Origin of the sequence: Rhodococcus sp. HM1, from assembly GCF_023218075.1 — a bacterium.
Classification (GTDB): domain Bacteria; phylum Actinomycetota; class Actinomycetes; order Mycobacteriales; family Mycobacteriaceae; genus Rhodococcus.
Genome location: NZ_JALPTB010000070.1, coordinates 14653 through 31992 on the forward strand (window position 1 = coordinate 14653; position 17340 = coordinate 31992).

The window sequence follows — 17340 nt, forward strand, 5'->3', positions numbered from 1 at the left end:
AACGTTTGTCAGGAGAACACATGACCCTCACCGAATCGGCATACACGGCCGCAGGTCGCGCCCTCTCGGAGGCGGGCGATGCCGCTCTCATCGCCTACCACGACGCGATCTCCACCTACTCACGAGAGAAGCTGAAGTCCACGGCGATGCTGGGAGCCGACGGCACCGACACCATGTTCATCGACGTCGTCGTCGAAGACGCCATCATCACCGCCGCCACGGCGGCGGGAGCCAACGTGTTGTCGGAGGAACGCGGATGGGTCGATGTCGGCTCGGCCCTGACACTCGTCGTAGACCCCGTCGACGGCTCCGCGAACGCCGCATCCGGCGTTCCCTTGTCGTGCTTCAGCGCAGCGGCAGTGATCGACGGACAATTCACCGAAGCGATGACGTGCTGGCTGCACACCGGCGAACGATGGTGGGCGTCGCGCACCGAGTCGACTCTTCGCACCAGCGGATGCACAACCCTGTCGGAGGCCGCAGTGTCGATGCTACGACCGCACGCCCGCAATCGCGATGCGTGGTGGCGCATCGCCTCCACTGCCACCCGCGTCCGCATCCTCAGCTGCAGCACCCTCGAGTCGGTGTTCGTCGCTACCGGTGTCACCAACGCCTTCCTCGATGCAGGTAGCGACACCCACCGTCTCATGGATATCGCCGCAACCGTAGTCCTCGTCGAATCGGCCGGCGGTACCGTGATCGACGCATTCGACCGTCCCATCGGGTTCGACACCGACCTCACCAAGCGATGGAGCGGAATCGTCGCCGCCACCGAAGAACTCGCACACGAACTACGCGACACGGTCCAAGGATGATCAGCAACACCACGGCGCCGAAACGCACGACGAACACAACTCCTCCGCGAACCTCTCCTGTCACCACAAAGGAAGACGAACGCGTTTCGGGAGGAAGGCTCGAGTGAATGTGTTCCCAAGCAGGTCTCGATGGAGAGGGTCGTACCGCACGGCGCGGGACGCATCTGTTCGCCGCCTACGATCTGGGCAAGAACAAGCCGTACGGGCACGTCAAACGAAAGCCGCACGAAGTTCCTCGAGTTCTGCCGGTGCCTGCGCAGCCTCTGTCGGCCGAACTGCGTATCGTGATCGTGTCCGGCACCTTCCTGCCGCACCTGACGACGAACAACTGTCGGCGGGTCGCCGAAGGAGTGAAGTGAACTACATCGATTTCACGTAGACCACAGCGAACGGTTCGTGGTCACCGGAGAATGGCAGTCTCCGAGCAGCACCTCACCGAAAGCCCGGGCGACATTCAAGCCCTACTGTCGGTGACCTCCAGGTCGTGAGTGCTTCAGGGTTGTGCAGTGACAACGCGGTCGTCGAGGAACTCCTTCAATCCGCCACTGAAAACATCGTTGTCGTCACCAGCGACCATATGACCGGCCCCACTGACATCGATCAACGTGGCAGTCGGGATCAGGTCGAGCAGTTCCTTCGCACCTTCTTCGCTGACCACATTCGATTGCTGACCCCGCACAAGCATGGTGGGCACCGTGATCGACGCCGCAGCATCCCGAGCGCGTTCGTACCGCATGATCGAATCGGCCTGGCGAGTGGGCTCGTCACCGTGACGAAGAAACGCCGGATCCCAATGCCAAAACCAGCGGCCGTCACGCAAACGGAGGTTCTTGCGCAACCCCTGCGGATTGGACTTACGAACACGGTTCGGGGTGTACGCCGCGATCGCTGCGGCGGCATCATCGAGGCTGTCGAATCCGTCGAGTCCACTGCGCATGAACGCTGCGATTTCGTCGGTGCCCTCGGTTTCGACTTTCGGCGCGATATCGACCAGGACCACCCCGCGAGCAAGTTCGGGATTCTCGCCCTGCCCGATCAATGAGGTCATACCCCCCATCGACGCCCCGACCAGTACCGGTTTCTCCCCCAGCTCGCCGATGATCGCCGTTAGATCGGCGACCAACGCATCGATGCCGTAGTCCCCGTCCGGTGCCCATTGACTGTCCCCATGACCACGCGCATCCACAGCGATGGCGGACCAGCCGTCCGCCGCCAGGTTACGGCCGGTGTTGCGCCAGGAGTGCCGGGTCTGCCCTCCGCCGTGCAGCAACAACACCACCCCCTTACGGTCGATATCCACTCCGTTGTCGTCCCGAGTGGGCGGATCCCACCGATCGGCGGCAAGTACGACACCATCGCCGCGAAATTCGCACCGGGTAGCAATCGGATCCATGAGTCCCTCACCAACATTGTCGCGTCGAGCATTCACCTCGATGGTGCACTACGTGGTAAACAGCAATTCACCCGCACCCCGCCCCTCGCGAAAGAGCTCCGATCACCTTGCGGAACTACCCTCTCGGCAACAGAATTCGGACACGGACCCTCGCCACGGTGCCCAGAATCCGTGGGTCGATTCGCCGGCGACACTCCTGGGATCCGTTGCGCCTGCCTGCTACGCCGTGACCTGATTCCTCCCCGCCGGAGCTGATACGTCCCACGATATCGGTCACCCCCGCACAGGCACCGCCATCACTCACGGCCGCACTCGGCCCGGTGCTGCTGGACTCGACGCGTGAATCCCCCGAAGCTGCCCAGCCGGTGATCCACCCATCGGCCGGCACACGGAACGGGCATCGCCGACGCCAACCCGCCTCGGTCACAACGACTGCACAGACCGGAGAATCCGATCGAATACTCACTTGCCCTTAGTTATTCACGGTCTTTCTGTTACCGAATGGATGCCGATCTCGTCGACGTCATAGCCGCTGCAGGCAACCCTGGTGGCGCTGGCGCGCTCGATACAGGGCACCAGGAGCCACCGCATATCGTTGCGAAGCCGACGCCACCCGATCAGGTACCGATGGCCATTCGTAGAAGCGACCATCACAGGTTCGACGTCCCCGGTGGTCGTGGTGCCCTCACGCGAGTAGCGGATGCGCACCACCCCCTCACTCGTCTATTTCTCATCGATCCACTTCTGCAGATTCTGCCCCAGCGAGGACAGCGACGTATCGAGCACGGACAGTAGATCGTTGCCGACCTCAGGAAACTCCACACTGTCGCGCAGGGCGCCGAGCACAACGGACTGCACCGCACCCCCGATACTCGCCGGCACCACCGTCGTCGGACGAACACCGACACGGGACGCAACGAACCTCGCCACGACCTCGGCCCACGCCAACCACCGTTGTGCGCCCTCTGCCTGCAACTCCCGGGAGCTATCGAGGATCCGAAACCGGGCTCTCCAGATACCTTCGTCGTCGAGCTGGGCCGCCACCGACTCGAGCACCCCGCCCCGGATCGCTTCCATGACCGGTACGTCACCGTGCACGGTTTCCAACGCGGACTGCAGGTCGCGGGTGCCTTCTTCGAAGGGAGACCACATCAGCGCCGCTTTGTTGGGGAAGTACCGAAAGAACGTGGTCTTGCTGATCCCCGCGACCGCCACGATATCCATGATCGACGTCTCGCTATAACCCCGGTCGAAGAACAACTCGAACGCGGCGGCCTCAACCTGTGCGCGAGAGGACACCTGCGGACGTCCGCGCCTGCCGGCGACCATCCTCTTCCCCCTTTTTCTGCTCAACTCTTGATTTTAGGTACCGAGTACCGTAAACATAAATGACGAGCGTCGCGACCAATAATGCGACCTCCCTCCACCACCACGACCCGTCATCCCCCTGTCGACGGATCGTGCATCCCGGGTCGAGGACTCGACCCTCCCGGATGCCCTGCCTCCCATCCCCCTGCCGGCAGGGCATCCGGGGTCTTCTACCCCGCCAGACGCCGGGTGGCAGGCCCCACTCCTTCCGGATGCGGTTTACCGCGGTAAACCGCGCGTCGCTGAGCGTTCTCACGTCATCGCAAAGTGCGAGACCAACTCTCGTTTCACGCCGTTGGCTACTATCTTTACTTTGTTCAAGTAATCATGCCGGTTGTGGGGAATCGCTCACGACCCTGTGGACGGTGCGATCACGGGACTCGATAATGTTCTCTGCGCTGCTCGGGGGCTGAGGATGCAGCCTGCTTCGGCCCGGTTCGGCATTCCATCCAGGCCGCGGTCGACGATTGTGCCAACGAGTAGGAAAACATGTCGCACGAGCTGCATCACTTCGCTCTGGGAAAGTGGGTTCTCGGACTCGCCTATCTCACTTCGATCACCGGGTCTTACGTCGGTCTCCTGTGCGCCCGTCAGGCAACCCGCTCTCGTGGATCCCTCGGCAGGGCTTGGATGGTCATGGCGGCTGCGGCGCTCGGCGGTGTGGGCGTCTGGCTCACCCATTTCATCGCCATGATGGGTTTTGCAGTGCCAGGCACACTGATCCGCTACAACCCCCCATGGACGGTGTTCTCCGCAGTGGCTGCCATGGCCGCAACGGGACTCGGCCTCTGGCTGATGAACTCACCCGTGGTCCCGAAGGGGCATTTGCGCGTCTTCCGATCGATGATTGGTGGAATGGTGATCGGTGCGGCCGTGAGCGTGATGCACTACAGCGGCATGGCCGCGATCCGCATCCAGGGCAAAGTGGACCACGCATCCAGCTTCGTAGCGGTCTCGATCATCATCGGCATCGTCGCGGCCACCATCGCATTGTGGTTGACCTCCCACCCCACCAGCGGCTTCGCGCGTGCATCGGCAGCAGTGGTCATGGGCGGTGCGGTGGCCGCAGTGCACTACATCGGCATGGCCGGTACAGCCGCGACCATCAGCACACACGCCCCGGCACCGCAAGGATGGACGGTCATGTCGCTGCTGCTACCCACATTTGTCCTCGGCACACTCGTGCTGGCCGTGCCCCTCGTAGCATTGATGCTCGGTACGCAACCCACACATGCCGACGCCGACGCAGACACCGGTCACCATCTGCAAGCCGCGACGCCGAGGGCTCCGCTGGAGAGGAGTGCTGCAGCCGCTCCTGACTCCGGCCGGCTGGCGGCGTCGCCGACGCGTAGGCCCGGCCGGTATCTCGACGCCACCACATATGTGCCTCGGACACGACCTACCAGAACACCGCCACAGTCCTGACGCCGATCCCGCTTGCAGAGCCGATCCGAGCCTGAAGACGGATCTGAGGGCCGCCCACCCGGATGCGTGGGGGTCCAGAGGTTCGAGATTCATCATAGTGGCGCCGAATGCGGTTGCTCGACGGAAGGAATGGTGTCCGGTGCCACTGCAAGCACAGGTCGAAGGTCGGCTACGGCCCTGCTGTCCTCACTCAGGTGCGGCGAGCGTGGTACCCGCAGTGCGTTCGACCAGCCTTCGATCTCCGCCTGTTCACCGACGTGCTGCGGCCGAACCAATCCGGCAACCCCAAGGCAACGCGCAGCTGCCGTCGCAGCACACTCGGCTTGATTTTTGGCACCGAGTAGCATAACTATGGTTGAACCCTAGATTACATTACCGTCGCCTGGTCGAACCGCTCGGCGGTCGTTTCCGGCACGAGAACGGTCGCCCGATCAATCGGCAGACCGCCCCCCGACGGGACGTCCTCCACTCCCCTGACGGCGTACAAACAAGAAAGAACGTTCCTTTGTTTTCCACTCTCGTGATCCGTCCCTTGGCCCGCGCGATCGCAGTCCTCCTGATCGTTGCCGATACCGCCCTCGCCACCCGGGCTCCGGCCTTGCCTGACTGGGATGAGACCGGCGCAGCTGTCCGGAATTGACGTAGCCCTTCGCGTAGAGACGGGGCGTTGCTCGGTTGCTCCCCGCTCGACACCCCTCACGTCCGCCTCGGGACCCATCTCGACCGTAGCGTCGACCGTCGCCTCGAGGATGATCGCAAGGAACAGCGGAGCATTGCTTCCTCCCTCGTCTCACTTGCGGCCCTTGCCCTTTGCATGAGCATGGAGTCGGCACAAGGACCGTTCGGCGATCGGGAACCACCAAGCGTGGCGGCGTCGGCAAACACGAAAGCGCCGTGCCCGGCCGGCATTCTCCATCGACAAGACCCGGTGAAAATCCTCTACTCGAACCGGATCGACGACTGCTAGTTCAGTGATCGAATGAGTCCCGGCTCGCCGTCACCGCCTTCGAATCCGCGGCCGCACGACGAGACTCGGCCACCGGATGCATGCTTCGTTCCGAGCGCGGATCACAATCTCACAGCAGCAAATTCGTCCGAGCCTGAGAGCAACTCACTCGATGCGTTCTAACCAAGGCGCGCACCAACGCGATGGTCGATGTCGGCGACGCTCGAACAAGACCTTGCAGAGTCAACCACCTGTATTCACCCCTGGCCCACGCCGTCAACGCCTCCGGCACCTTGCAGGTCCAGAGCGAGACCCCCGTGCGCATTCGCCAGTGGCAGATCGTTGGCTCGGCGCCCGCCGGTGAAGCCGAAAGCCGAGGCGATGCGTACGATCACTGACATCTGGGGCTCCGCGACGCGGTACGGCCAGGGCCGAAATCGGTCGGCGAGAGATCGTAGCGCGATACCGCCATCGGCTGCGTGGTACCGATCAGGGCGTATCGGACGGCGGACTCGTTCGTGTCTGCGACGAGAAGCATCCCGACGGTGGGCTGGTGCTGCGGTCTGTACAGCCGATCCTCGACCGGGGCGACGTAGAAGCCGAGTTGGCCGGCATCGCGAGGGTCGAACTTGGTGGTCTCGAGCTCGATGACCACGTACCGGAGCTGTTCGACGTTGAAGAACAGCAAATCGACGAAGAAGTCGTCGCCCTCGACATCGAAGTGGACCTGACGGGCCGACAAATGCGAACCCGGGACCGAGCTCACGCAGCGTGTCGATGATGCGCTCGACGAGCCGATCTTCGAGCTGGCGCTCGGCGGCGTCCCCGTCGATGGCGAGGACTTCGAGCGTGAACGGATCCTTGGTGATCTGCTGGGCAAGCTCGGAGTCGGTGCGTTCGAGAGCGTGCGGAAAGTTCGACGGTGCCGCTCCCTCTCTCGTGTGCAAACTCGTCTTGATCTAGTGGGCCAGCACGGGACGGCTCCAGCCGTGTGCAACGTCCTTGGCGCTGTACCACTCGCGCAACTCGGCGTCCTCGAGCTTGTCGAGCAACTCGATGACATGCCCCCACGGCAATTGGCCAACGGGTCGCTGGTCGATTGCGTCCGGGTAGGGCCACGCTTCGGCGAACCTGCGCATGTACTTGAGGTTGGCCGGGGAGAATCCTTTCACTCCTGGAAACTCGATGCGCAGATCTGCGGAGAGCCTGGAGGGCCTTGCTGCCTCAGGGAGCTGTCTTCTGTCGCTCGATGATCGTCGTACCGATCTGCCAGTAGAGCCGGAGCAGTTCGGTGTTCACCCGGCGCTGGGCTACGTAGCGTGCTTGATGCACGAGCCGTTTGATGCTCTCGAGCGTGTCGGCGTACTCGGACGGGACGGGAGCGACGCTAACGGACCGAGCCGACCTTCCCACCTCTCGGGAGGGCGAGCCTACAGAGATGCCGCCGCATGCCCGGCGCCCAGCCTCCCGGCGGCAGGACTGTCGACCGATATGGCGATGCCCACCTCAGCTATCCAGAGACCGCACCGTCCCAGTAGGCGAGGACAGAAACGAGCGGCAAGCGGATCGTCTCCGAGGTTGTCGACCATGGCTCGTGGGCGAGTCGTCTCCGCCAACTGATCGACGCACAGCACCCGGTACCCTTCCTCATCTCGGCGTAGTGACGGTGACCTGCCATCCCCTGCACGCAACCGACATGGATGCGCTCCCGCCGTCAGCTCCCCATTGCTCGCACAGCTTGTGAGCGAAGGCGATCCCGGTCGATCTCCCCGGCGCTCAGGGCATCCGGGCGGTGCCCGAGGTGGAACAGCCCATCGATGTGGGGGCAGGCGAACACCGCCATGCCCTTCTCTCCTCGGTGACGTTTGCGGACCGTCTTCGCGTCTCCGCGGGTCAAATATCCCCGGTGTCGACAACGGCCGCACCAGATCCAACGGGTGGATGGATTATGGGCGCGGGGATTCATACGGCACGTCCGATCTGGAGATTGAGCCAATCCGACAGCCATCGGATGGCACTGCGGCCCGCATTGTCGACCACGAGAGTGTTGTAGTCGGTATGGGCATTGGAGGTGAAGAAGCTTGCCACACTAAGCCCTTCGCTGACCAGCAAAGCCAGATCATCGGCGCCTCGGGATCGGGAGAGCTCGACAAGTGAATCCGACAGCTGCCACAAGTCCACATTCGCATCCAGGTTCGAGATAGTCGTCGACGCAGCACGTGTGGTCCTGCCCAGTAGGTCGGGAGACGTCTTGGTCGATTTGCCGGAGAGCATGTCCGTCGCTACCGATGCCAAGTCCAAGCCGACGGGCAGCAAACCGGCCATCGCCGCAGCGGCCCCGACCGGATCCGGCGCGACACCGGAAGGAGGAAGCACCTTTTCCACAGCCGACCACGCGATCTCCTGGATCTGACCGACGATCGTGGCCAGCCTGATGACGTCGACATTCGACAGGATCGACGCAACCAACGCCGCGATCTGCGTCGCGCCGGACGGATCCGGAATCACGGCCAGCACCTGCGCCACCCACCGCAAGTCCACCGCTGCCACCATCTCCACCAGGGGCGAAAACTGATTGTTCAACTCCCCAGCCACCTGGTGAGCCCCGCGAGCGTCGAGCGCGGCAACCTTCTGCGGCAGCACGGTCAAGTTGCGCAAGATGCCGGGCATATCGAGCGAGCTCACACCGGTCACGACATTCAGAACCTGATCGATCACCACCGTCGGTTTGAGCACCGACAACACGCTGCTCGCCGACGCAAGCACATCGGCAGGGGCGGATGCCAACGGGTCGATCTGCCCGGTCAGCGCGTCGGCATTCTCCGTGAGAGCACGCATCTCGGCATCTGACATCGGCAGGGGTGGTGACTCGTTCCCGGCGAGAATGCGTGCCGTGTCGGCGATCTCGACCACAGCGTCGACAGCACCTGCAAGGTCCGATTCACCAGCCCTGGTGAGCACGTCGTAGGCATGATGTTCGGCGGTACCGACCGGTGCAGCACCGAGTTGACCGATCGCTGCCGAGTTCGTCGCCCCAGAGGTAAGAAGGTCGGCCAGTGGAGCAAGAGTCGATGCGATCGACTGCGCAGTCGCGGCGACCTGCGCGAGATCGACGCTTGGTGCGGTGAGCTGCTGGCCGAGGCTAGTGACGTCGGTGCCTAATGTCGGCAGATCCGCCTCGGAGAAGTCCGCGGTCAGTGCGCCGGCAAGGTGGGCGCTGCCGCCGGACGCGGTGAAGTCACCGGCGCTGGGGGTCTTGCTCAGGATCGAGCCGAGCGAACCGATCAGCGGGTTCGTCCCCTTGTCGATCGAGCAGTACAGATCACCGGGATCACAAATCGATGCCACCCGACCCGACAGAGCCCCCATTCCTCGAGGCCGTGGATCAGCGATGCCGTGTCCGGACGTCCGCGGCCCCACCGTCGCGGCCCCTGGTGTCCCGGCTCCCGGATCGGCCAGCAGGCCGACAGCAAGCACACGACTCGCATCGATCGGTCCCCTACCATTGCCGATATCCGAGGCGAGATCACCCGCCGCATCGGCGCCCTGCGAGTAACCCGTCAGCGTGAACTTCGTACGCGGACAAACCTGTGCAACATCCTCGAGCACCCGCGTGGCCCGCGACACCGCGTCCGCCTTACTGTCCGCGTAGGTGTGGCCGTTGTCGAACGCACGCGCCATGTAGGGCAGCGTGTATACCTCGACCGCGTCACCGTGGGCGTCGTTCAGCGCGTGCGCAACAGGAGCGAGCATGCCCACCGGCACAGCAGGGTCCGCATGCTCGTCGGTCTCCCACGTCCCGGGGATGAGCAGGTTGAACGTCGACGCACAATCAGTCGTCCCTGCCTGAGCGACCGCGGGAACGGTCAACAGCGTGCAGCTTCCGCCGACGACCGTGGTGACGATCAACGCAGCGGTGCGGCGGGACCTCGAATGTCGGACAGGCATGGATACCTCTGATGGCCGAAAGGACATGTGTGCGCCTACGTTCACCCACACGCCTGATTTCCCCAACACGGTGAACCGTGTCCCTGAGCCCAGATTCGCCCCGTGAGCGGCACCATCGGCCGACCTTCAGGTACGTGCACGACGCCCGTGCGCAGCGTGCATGAACTGCAAAAACTGCCATCGACAACGCAGACAGTTGCTCTTTCGAACCCGAGAAGCTGCATCGGTGCCTCGATCGTCTTACCTCAGGCTGCCACGTCCGAAGGCGCGATTGCACTCGAGCGGGCGCGGAGCTGCCTCATGGGTCGGGCGACGAACCGATCATCATGCTCCGCAGCGACCTGATGTGAGCGAGCATCGAACCACCGTCAAGCGGGGGAACCACCACTCGAACCACTACTTCTCATGCCGATGACTGCGCCGGATCTTGCGAACTCTCTGATCAGGTGCCCCGACAATGTCGGGGCCGACAGAACTCGTCCAGCGAACGCAAGAGGCGCACGCTCACACCAGCGACCATTAACCAGCTATGCGAGGGCGTGCCACCAGTAGTCTTCTTCCTCTTGTCTGTCCAGCACGTCGCGATACTCCGCCGCACAGGCAGCCGAGCACAACCCGCCATGCTCGTCGCCGGCGAGAGGTTGCCGACACACCTCGCACCGAAGCACACGGTCGTCGGCAGGAAACCGGGTAATCCCGAGTATCGCGCTGACAACGATCAGGACGGTTGCCGCACAGACGAACACGGCGGCAACGCTGGACTCCCGGAACAGAAAGGCAACCACTGCACACGCAAGGGCTGAAGAAGCAACGGCGGCCGGTGCCTGGTGAAGGTTCACAAACCGTAGGTCGCAACCTCGACCCCTCCCGTTACCAGCAGACAGACCATAGGGGCTCGCAATGAAGGCCCCAACCGTCGACGGCCCGTCGCCACCGACCTCTTGCAGAAATCGCGCGTTCGAAAGCGTTGTGTCTCGAGCTCTACAGAGACGCCCGAGGACCCGCCCCATTGGCTTTCAGGATGGCGGAGGACGGCGACGTACCGCTTGACTTCGGACGCCGCGGCAAGCCCGCCTCCCCTCTGCCGCCGGTACGCAACTCGACATCAGATCTGCCGACGTCGCCCGGCACACGGGCGACGCATTGCCCTTGCCCGCGTTCCCCCCTTTCGAATGCCCCGACACCGCTGAGCCCGCAGGCACTCCGGATCGACTCAGCCTGCCGGCACAGCACTGCCGAGCGGACCGTCCTGCTCGAAACGACCAGTGGCTCTGCTCGTCACTGTCCGCCACCCCGCCCACGCCTCCCCGACATTCGTAGCCTCCCACGTTCAACATGGGTGTGCGCGATGGCTATGCCCCACAACCGGATCAAACAACGACATACCCGGGTTTGTGCGCCGCAGTATCAACGGCATCAGCCAGACCAGGATGCGACAAGGGAAGTGACAGCACAGGACGCTGCGGAAACGCATCAGAAGCACGTTCGACGACCGCAACGGACGTGCTGCCGGCAAACCGGCCGCGATAGATGATCCCGTCGAGATCAGTGTGCGCGCGATGGATAGTGCGGGCCCAGTGCTGCGAGAGACGGTGCGGCGCGGAATCAAGAGCATGGTTGTCTCCCACCCGAGTGGCCCATGCACCTCCACCGATACCGGACACGTCGAGCAACTGCAGAACGCGGGTGAAGCGCACACCGGTCAGATAAGGGTCACCACGATGGCGATCGATCACCCGCGCCGATTGAAACGCTTCCGCCAATGCACCTTGAGGGCTCGAAGCGCCGTACCGAACTCCGTAGCCGGGATGGTCCCCACGCGGGAGCGGATGCTGATCGAACCGCAGAATCGGCCCGAACTCACGCAACGCATTCCACGGGAGAACATGCGAGCCGGTCGTACGGTGTACGCGCCACACGATCTCGCTCGGCTGCCACTCGAGTACTTTCTTCGGCAGCAGACCTGCTGCACGAAGCTGCGCGATGGAGGGCGGCGGCGGAAGCACTGGCCCCATCTACGCCGATTCCCACTCGATGGCAGCAAGCACGTCGACCACACACTCGATCTCTTCGGGTATCCCGGCGCTTCCGGTCAACCACGCGACGATCGAGACCGGCCGGCGGGACTGTCGGAATAAAGGTTGATCTGGTTTTGGCCGACACGCCGAGCTTGCTTGGCGAGAAGGCACGATCATGACCGAAACACTCGATCCCATGGATCAGCCGAAGATCGATCCCCAACAGCTGGCGCAGCAACTGCTCGCCCAGTCCAAGACCGACGGCGTCGAGCTGGTCGGCCCGAACGGACTACTCAACCAACTCACCGCCACCGTGCTCGAAACCGCCCTCGAAGCGGAAATGGACGAGCACCTCGGCTACGAAAAACACCAGGTAGAAGGGAGAAACAACGGCAACTCGCGTAACGGCCGGCGCAGCAAGACCGTGCTGACCGAGATCGGTCCGGTGCAGATTCAGGTCCCGCGAGATACCGATGCCTCGTTCGATCCGCAGATCGTCAAGAAGCGGCAACGCCGCCTGACCGGGGTCGACGAGATCATCTTGTCGCTGTCGGCGAAAGGGCTGACCACAGGCGAAATCGCAGCCCACTTCGACGACGTCTACGGCGCGACGGTGTCGAAGGAGACCATCAGCAAGATCACCGACAAGGTGCTCGCCGAAATGACCGAATGGTCCGCCCGGCCCCTCGACCCGGTGTATCCGGTGCTCTTCATCGACGCGATCCACGTCAAGATTCGCGACGGGCAGGTCACCAATCGGCCCGTCTACGTCGCGATCGGCGTGACCGTAGACGGGCATCGCGACATCCTGGGACTGTGGGCCGGCGACGGCGGCGAGGGCGCGAAGTTCTGGCTCGCCGTCCTGACCGAGATCAAGAACCGCGGGACCGGCGACGTGTGCATTGTGGTGTGTGACGGACTCAAGGGCCTACCCGAGGCCATCACCACCGTGTGGGAGCAGGCGATCGTCCAGACGTGCGTGATCCATCTGCTGCGCAACACCTTCCGCTACGCGTCACGCAGATACTGGGACGAGATGAGCCGCGATCTGCGACCGATCTACACCGCAGCCAACGAGGCCGCGGCCAACGAGCGGTTCGACGAGTTCGCCGTCAAGTGGGGCCCGCGATACCCGGCGATCATCCGATTGTGGCGCAGCGCCTGGAGCGAATTCGTGCCATTCCTCGATTACGACCCCGAGATCAGACGCGTGATCTGCAGCACCAACGCGATCGAGAGCATCAACGCGCGATACCGCCGGGCGACCCGGGCCCGCGGACACTTCCCCAACGAGCAAGCCGCGTTGAAGTGTCTGTATTTGGCGACCCGGGCCCTGGACCCGACAGGGAAGGGAAGAGCACGATGGGCAGCGAGGTGGAAGCCGGCACTGAACGCTTTCGCTATCACGTTCGAGGGTCGGATCACCCCGAGTGAGAACTAAACCGATGCGCCAGAACCGGATCCACCGATTACCTGACAGACCCCGGCCGGCCCTCGACGACCAATGACGGCTGCGGCTGCGTGAGCAGTGTCTGCACCATCAGCGGGTGCAGGTCCTTCGGGATGTGGGGCATGACTTTGTCGAGGTAAGGGACGGCCCCGCTGTCGGTGAATTGCGCTGGGGGCAACAAGCGGTTGCGGCCGGAGTCGAATGCCCACAGGGTGCCGTCGGCAATTCGTTGCCTGATGCGAGCCGGCGTGACGCCCAGACGCACCGCAGCGTCTGCAATGGACAGCGAGGTCGCGGCGAGGTTGGCCATGCGGACGTCGCGGTCGACTCGCGCAGCCGTGGCAGCGGCGGGACTCGCGGTGAATCCGGCATCGGTGAGCACGCGTGCGTCGTGTTCGGATAGTGCCGGTCCGGCAGGGTTCGTCGTACGGAGGCTCTTCAGGATCTGCACGAGTTGATCACGGCCGATGACGATTCCGGTCACTTCACGCAGAGCATCTTCGAAATTGAGGTCGCCTCGCAAATAGCGGCTCTCCGTCGTTGCTTCGCTCATCACGACCTCCTGATTTGCGACTATTTACGCTCGCAAATACATGCCAGCGAACTCCGCCGGCCAGGCACACCCTGAGAAATCCTGTCGATGTAGCACCACATCGGCAGCCACAAGAACCCTGCACAAGGCGTCCCAGCAACGACGGGTCCCCTACAGCGGGAGGCCACGACACCCCGGACCAGGGTCGACGCCGCCAACACCTTCTCTAATCGACCAGCGGAGATCGATTCCTACCTCGAGAGGGCCGCCGGCAAGGGTGCTCATCTCCGCAATGTCCCTTTGACGACGTGAGCAGGCGGTCGATCGGCTCATAGGGATGCACAGCGTTCGCTCCCCGAGTCACCGTGCCCCGGAATCGGAGACTCCGGGGCACAGGGCGGGCAGCTTCGAGGGGCGAGCTTCCTGCCGGGACTCAACCACTCCAGAGATGGAGTCGAACATTCGTCACCGCAACTCGGTCGAAGAAGCTACAGCGCGACCGCAACATAACCGTGGGAAGTTGCGGCCGAGATCACTGTACAAACCCGAGAGGTTCACCTCGCTCGTTCACCCCACCCATCATGACGAAACCCCAGGAATCTTATCGGCACAGCGCCGGCACTCCTATCTCTCCGCGGGCGGTTCAGACGTCCAAAACCCCTCGGCCTCGACTCATTTCGTCACAGGCACCAAGGGAGACACACCTGCCATCCACATCGACTCCCGCCCAGCCATGTCATCGAGCGCAGCACTACCAGCCCGTTAACACAGCCCCAGACCCCGATCTGGACCGCTTGCGGCCGACGAGCGATCGACCTCCCCTCGTACGAACCCACAGATGACGTCGTCAGCGCGGGGTGCTGACAAACCATCGTTCCGCCGTTCGTGGTCCTCACACGGCGCCCAGGGGCCGCTACGAGAAGCAATAGGACGGCGTGCTCATCGTCAGGTAGTTCACCGTCACGCCCCTTGCGAACCCTGCGGCACAGCCACTCCCCCGCCTACTCATCATCTCCAATGACGTATGTACTGGAAACTTCTCCGCTGCCGCACTTTTCACGGTCGCGACGCTTTCGAGCACCATCGTGCGGTACCTACTGTCGATGCACGCAGGAGGCTGCGCTGGCCCGTCGAAACCGATTGCGTCCAATTCGGCTTCGTGTCCCTTCGGCACGGTCTGGATAAGGCGAGCGGTCCACTACCGGTCAGCCTATCGACAGCGATGGAAGACGTTGTCCGTAAAGAAATCTGTTCGACGACGGCACAGCGGTTGTACTCGATATAGCGCTGTACCACCCGTGTCAGAGCGATATGCTGGAGAGAACACACTCGGTGAGACTGCGCGGGCGGTTGCGTACTCGCAAGTCACCAAAGGGCCTACGTTCTGCCGTACCCCCAACAGGTCGGGGCAGCAGCCGCCGAAATAGCTGACTGGATAGCAACGACATCAACTGGCATCGACGGACATCGATACTCCCGACGAGAGCACCTCACCGCGCCCTTTCATTCCCCTGACATTCTGTCCGCGACAAGAGATACGGAAGTGCCCTGCCGATCGGGTTCGGCAGGGCACTCGAGCGTCGTCGTCCGGTTCTCGCCATCCGAAGACGGCACGCATTCCGCCTTACTTTCTCATTGTCGGGCGTGCTCCAGAAGTACCGCCCGGCGCTCAACCGAAGCGCATTGACTCGACCGCCCGGATTTCAGCCCACCACAATTGCCCCAACTTACTGTGGGCGAAGCCGGTTCGAATCGATAATCTGATGCCTCTGCAGTGAGCTAGTTGTCAGTGAGCAGCGACATACTCGTCGACGAGGGACTGAGGCAGACGTCCTCGAGCGGGAACCTCGAAGCCTTCTTCAACTGCCCACTCTCGAATTTCCTTGGAGCTTGGAGAATTCGGATCGGATGGCCGAGCCGATCCGGCTCTCCTCTTACGTCCTCCGACACGGGTTGCATGCTCGACGTAGTAGTCGATCTTCTTCCGGAAGTCGCGAGCGTTCTTCTTGTTCAGGTCGATGGTGTACTCGACCCCATCGACAGCGAAGCTGATGGTTTCTCCGCCATCCTCCAACGCAGTTCCATCGATGTCGTCGAAAGTCTCAACGATTGTTCTACGTGCCACAGGTTGATCTCCTCTTCGAATGCATCCGACCGGACTCTAAGTAGCCTCTTGTGATCAAAGGCAAACCAACTCCGAAGCCAACATCACCGACATGATCAAGTCTACTCAGAAATTATCGCACGACTGCGACGATCCGGCGCCCTGAAACTCATCGTCAACAAGTAACCGAGCGTTCCGCAATCCCTTACCTGTCACGGTTCGTCACCCGAATGCGACACCAGATGAATCAGTGCACATCCTCTTCGTGCGGCCGTCACGCTCCACCTCGGACCGTTACAGCACCGTGGTCCGCAAAACCATCGAACAGACCCGTGACCACACAAGACAGGGACAGCGGCCCGGATCGCATCGATCGCACACTCCGCACTCCCCATCGGGTACGACACCCAGCACCGGAGTGACCATGCGACCGATGCCTCGTCCCTCAGTCCCTACAGCCCCATCTCGTCCCCTTATGATGCTCCACGAGTCGGCAAGCACGACACCGGACTTCGAACCCAAAGGTGCGACGCGTGAACCCTCCGGAATCGCATCGGTCACGAAAGCGTTCGGTGCAACACCACCGCGGTAACCCCCTCCTCACAGGAGGGGCGAACCCGCAATTCGGTTCGCACAGCTGTTCATCGGGGTCGTTCGTTCCACCGAATAACGATGCCGTTCGAAGCGACCAACCAGCTTTCGCTTCGTTTCGCATGCCCATGATCGCATTTCGACGACCGCGAAGTAGCGGCTCTGAACCACACCTCTCGCTCCCCCGGGCCACGGAGAATCGGACCCCGTGAGTCGGTCCTCGCTCGAGTCGGCCTCCTCGCCAGTCGGCTCAGCGCCGACTGCTCCCTGATGCCTGGAACAAACAACGCAGTGGAGAAACCGTCGCGGTCGTCAAGACGCCACTACGTGCGCGTCCTATGAATACCAGCGGTATTGCGTCGAGATCGCGCATTGCAGCTGCGGCGGTACTCCTCCAAGGACTACAGACAACGTGTCCATGGCCATGAGAAAGTCCCCACTGGTGGCCGAGTAACGGTCCCCACCGGTGGCCAGATGAAAGTCCCCGCCTCGTGTTCGTCGTGATTCCCACCGGAACACCAGGCCTGAGCGGTGAAGGTGAAGGTGCCACCCAGTCACCTGTCACCGCCCAGGGAGTTCCATTGAAGTCTGCGAAGGACCGCATGGACATCATTTCCGCCTACCGCGAGGTCGGCACCTACCGAGGCGCCGCCGAGATGTGCGGCACCACCCACAAAACCGTCCGCCGTGTCATCGAACGATTCGAAGCCGGCGACACCCCACCCCCACGACCTGTCCCTTATACACCTC

Annotated in this window: 14 protein-coding genes and 1 pseudogene; 4 read left to right on the forward strand and 11 right to left on the reverse strand. The window is 62.8% G+C overall.

Annotation, left to right across the window (positions count from 1 at the left end; translation table 11 throughout):
• Positions 1–20 precede the first annotated feature (20 nt).
• The gene (locus tag M1M07_RS26560) at positions 21–815 is read left to right on the forward strand and encodes an inositol monophosphatase family protein (protein ID WP_248676110.1); all 795 of its coding nucleotides are present in this window, start codon (positions 21–23) and stop codon (positions 813–815) included.
• Between the two features lie 493 nt (positions 816–1308).
• Here the strand turns inward: M1M07_RS26560 and M1M07_RS26565 are convergent, their stop codons facing one another.
• From M1M07_RS26565 to M1M07_RS26575, 3 genes are all read right to left on the reverse strand, one after another.
• The gene (locus M1M07_RS26565; protein ID WP_248676111.1) at positions 1309–2208 is read right to left on the reverse strand and encodes an alpha/beta fold hydrolase; all 900 of its coding nucleotides are present in this window, start codon (positions 2206–2208) and stop codon (positions 1309–1311) included.
• Positions 2209–2688: 480 nt separating this feature from the next.
• Entirely contained in the window at positions 2689–2919 is a 231-nt protein-coding gene (locus M1M07_RS26570) for a WYL domain-containing protein (RefSeq protein WP_308200858.1), read from the reverse strand.
• A gap of 12 nt (positions 2920–2931) precedes the next feature.
• Positions 2932–3507, reverse strand: a complete 576-nt coding sequence (locus M1M07_RS26575) for a TetR family transcriptional regulator (RefSeq protein ID WP_248676112.1) — start codon at positions 3505–3507, stop codon at positions 2932–2934.
• A 558-nt stretch (positions 3508–4065) separates the two neighbouring features.
• Between M1M07_RS26575 and M1M07_RS26580 the strand changes: the two genes are divergently transcribed.
• On the forward strand, positions 4066–5001 hold the full coding sequence (locus tag M1M07_RS26580) for an MHYT domain-containing protein (RefSeq protein WP_248676113.1): 936 nt from the start codon (positions 4066–4068) through the stop codon (positions 4999–5001).
• 1337 nt (positions 5002–6338) lie between these two features.
• On the opposite strand, the gene M1M07_RS26585 is transcribed toward M1M07_RS26580, so the two are convergent.
• The 6 genes and pseudogenes from M1M07_RS26585 to M1M07_RS26605 form a co-directional block, all read right to left on the reverse strand.
• Positions 6339–6713 (reverse strand): PDDEXK nuclease domain-containing protein, encoded by a 375-nt coding sequence (locus tag M1M07_RS26585; RefSeq protein ID WP_248676114.1) that lies wholly within the window; start codon positions 6711–6713, stop codon positions 6339–6341.
• A gap of 1 nt (position 6714) precedes the next feature.
• Positions 6715–6894, reverse strand: a pseudogene (locus M1M07_RS26590) (hypothetical protein); the annotation flags it as partial.
• A 12-nt stretch (positions 6895–6906) separates the two neighbouring features.
• Positions 6907–7119 (reverse strand): DUF1016 N-terminal domain-containing protein, encoded by a 213-nt coding sequence (locus M1M07_RS26595; RefSeq protein WP_308200859.1) that lies wholly within the window; start codon positions 7117–7119, stop codon positions 6907–6909.
• A gap of 52 nt (positions 7120–7171) precedes the next feature.
• Positions 7172–7360, reverse strand: coding sequence for a DUF1016 N-terminal domain-containing protein (locus M1M07_RS33120; RefSeq protein WP_308200860.1), 189 nt, complete (start codon positions 7358–7360; stop codon positions 7172–7174).
• Between the two features lie 549 nt (positions 7361–7909).
• A complete protein-coding gene (locus tag M1M07_RS26600; RefSeq protein WP_248676115.1) occupies positions 7910–9895 on the reverse strand; it encodes a cutinase family protein in 1986 nt (661 codons plus the stop codon).
• Between the two features lie 1370 nt (positions 9896–11265).
• On the reverse strand, positions 11266–11910 hold the full coding sequence (locus M1M07_RS26605) for an RES family NAD+ phosphorylase (protein ID WP_080597781.1): 645 nt from the start codon (positions 11908–11910) through the stop codon (positions 11266–11268).
• 199 nt (positions 11911–12109) lie between these two features.
• On the opposite strand from M1M07_RS26605, the gene M1M07_RS26610 reads away from it, so the two are divergent.
• Positions 12110–13354 (forward strand): IS256 family transposase, encoded by a 1245-nt coding sequence (locus M1M07_RS26610; protein ID WP_248676118.1) that lies wholly within the window; start codon positions 12110–12112, stop codon positions 13352–13354.
• Between the two features lie 28 nt (positions 13355–13382).
• On the opposite strand, the gene M1M07_RS26615 is transcribed toward M1M07_RS26610, so the two are convergent.
• Both M1M07_RS26615 and M1M07_RS26620 read right to left on the reverse strand, forming a co-directional pair.
• Positions 13383–13916 (reverse strand): hypothetical protein, encoded by a 534-nt coding sequence (locus M1M07_RS26615; protein WP_248676116.1) that lies wholly within the window; start codon positions 13914–13916, stop codon positions 13383–13385.
• Positions 13917–15681: 1765 nt separating this feature from the next.
• The gene (locus tag M1M07_RS26620; protein ID WP_080597798.1) at positions 15682–16020 is read right to left on the reverse strand and encodes an Lsr2 family protein; all 339 of its coding nucleotides are present in this window, start codon (positions 16018–16020) and stop codon (positions 15682–15684) included.
• Positions 16021–17171: 1151 nt separating this feature from the next.
• Between M1M07_RS26620 and M1M07_RS26625 the strand changes: the two genes are divergently transcribed.
• The coding region (locus tag M1M07_RS26625) for a helix-turn-helix domain-containing protein (protein WP_248676119.1) at positions 17172–17340 on the forward strand (169 nt) is incomplete at its 3' end.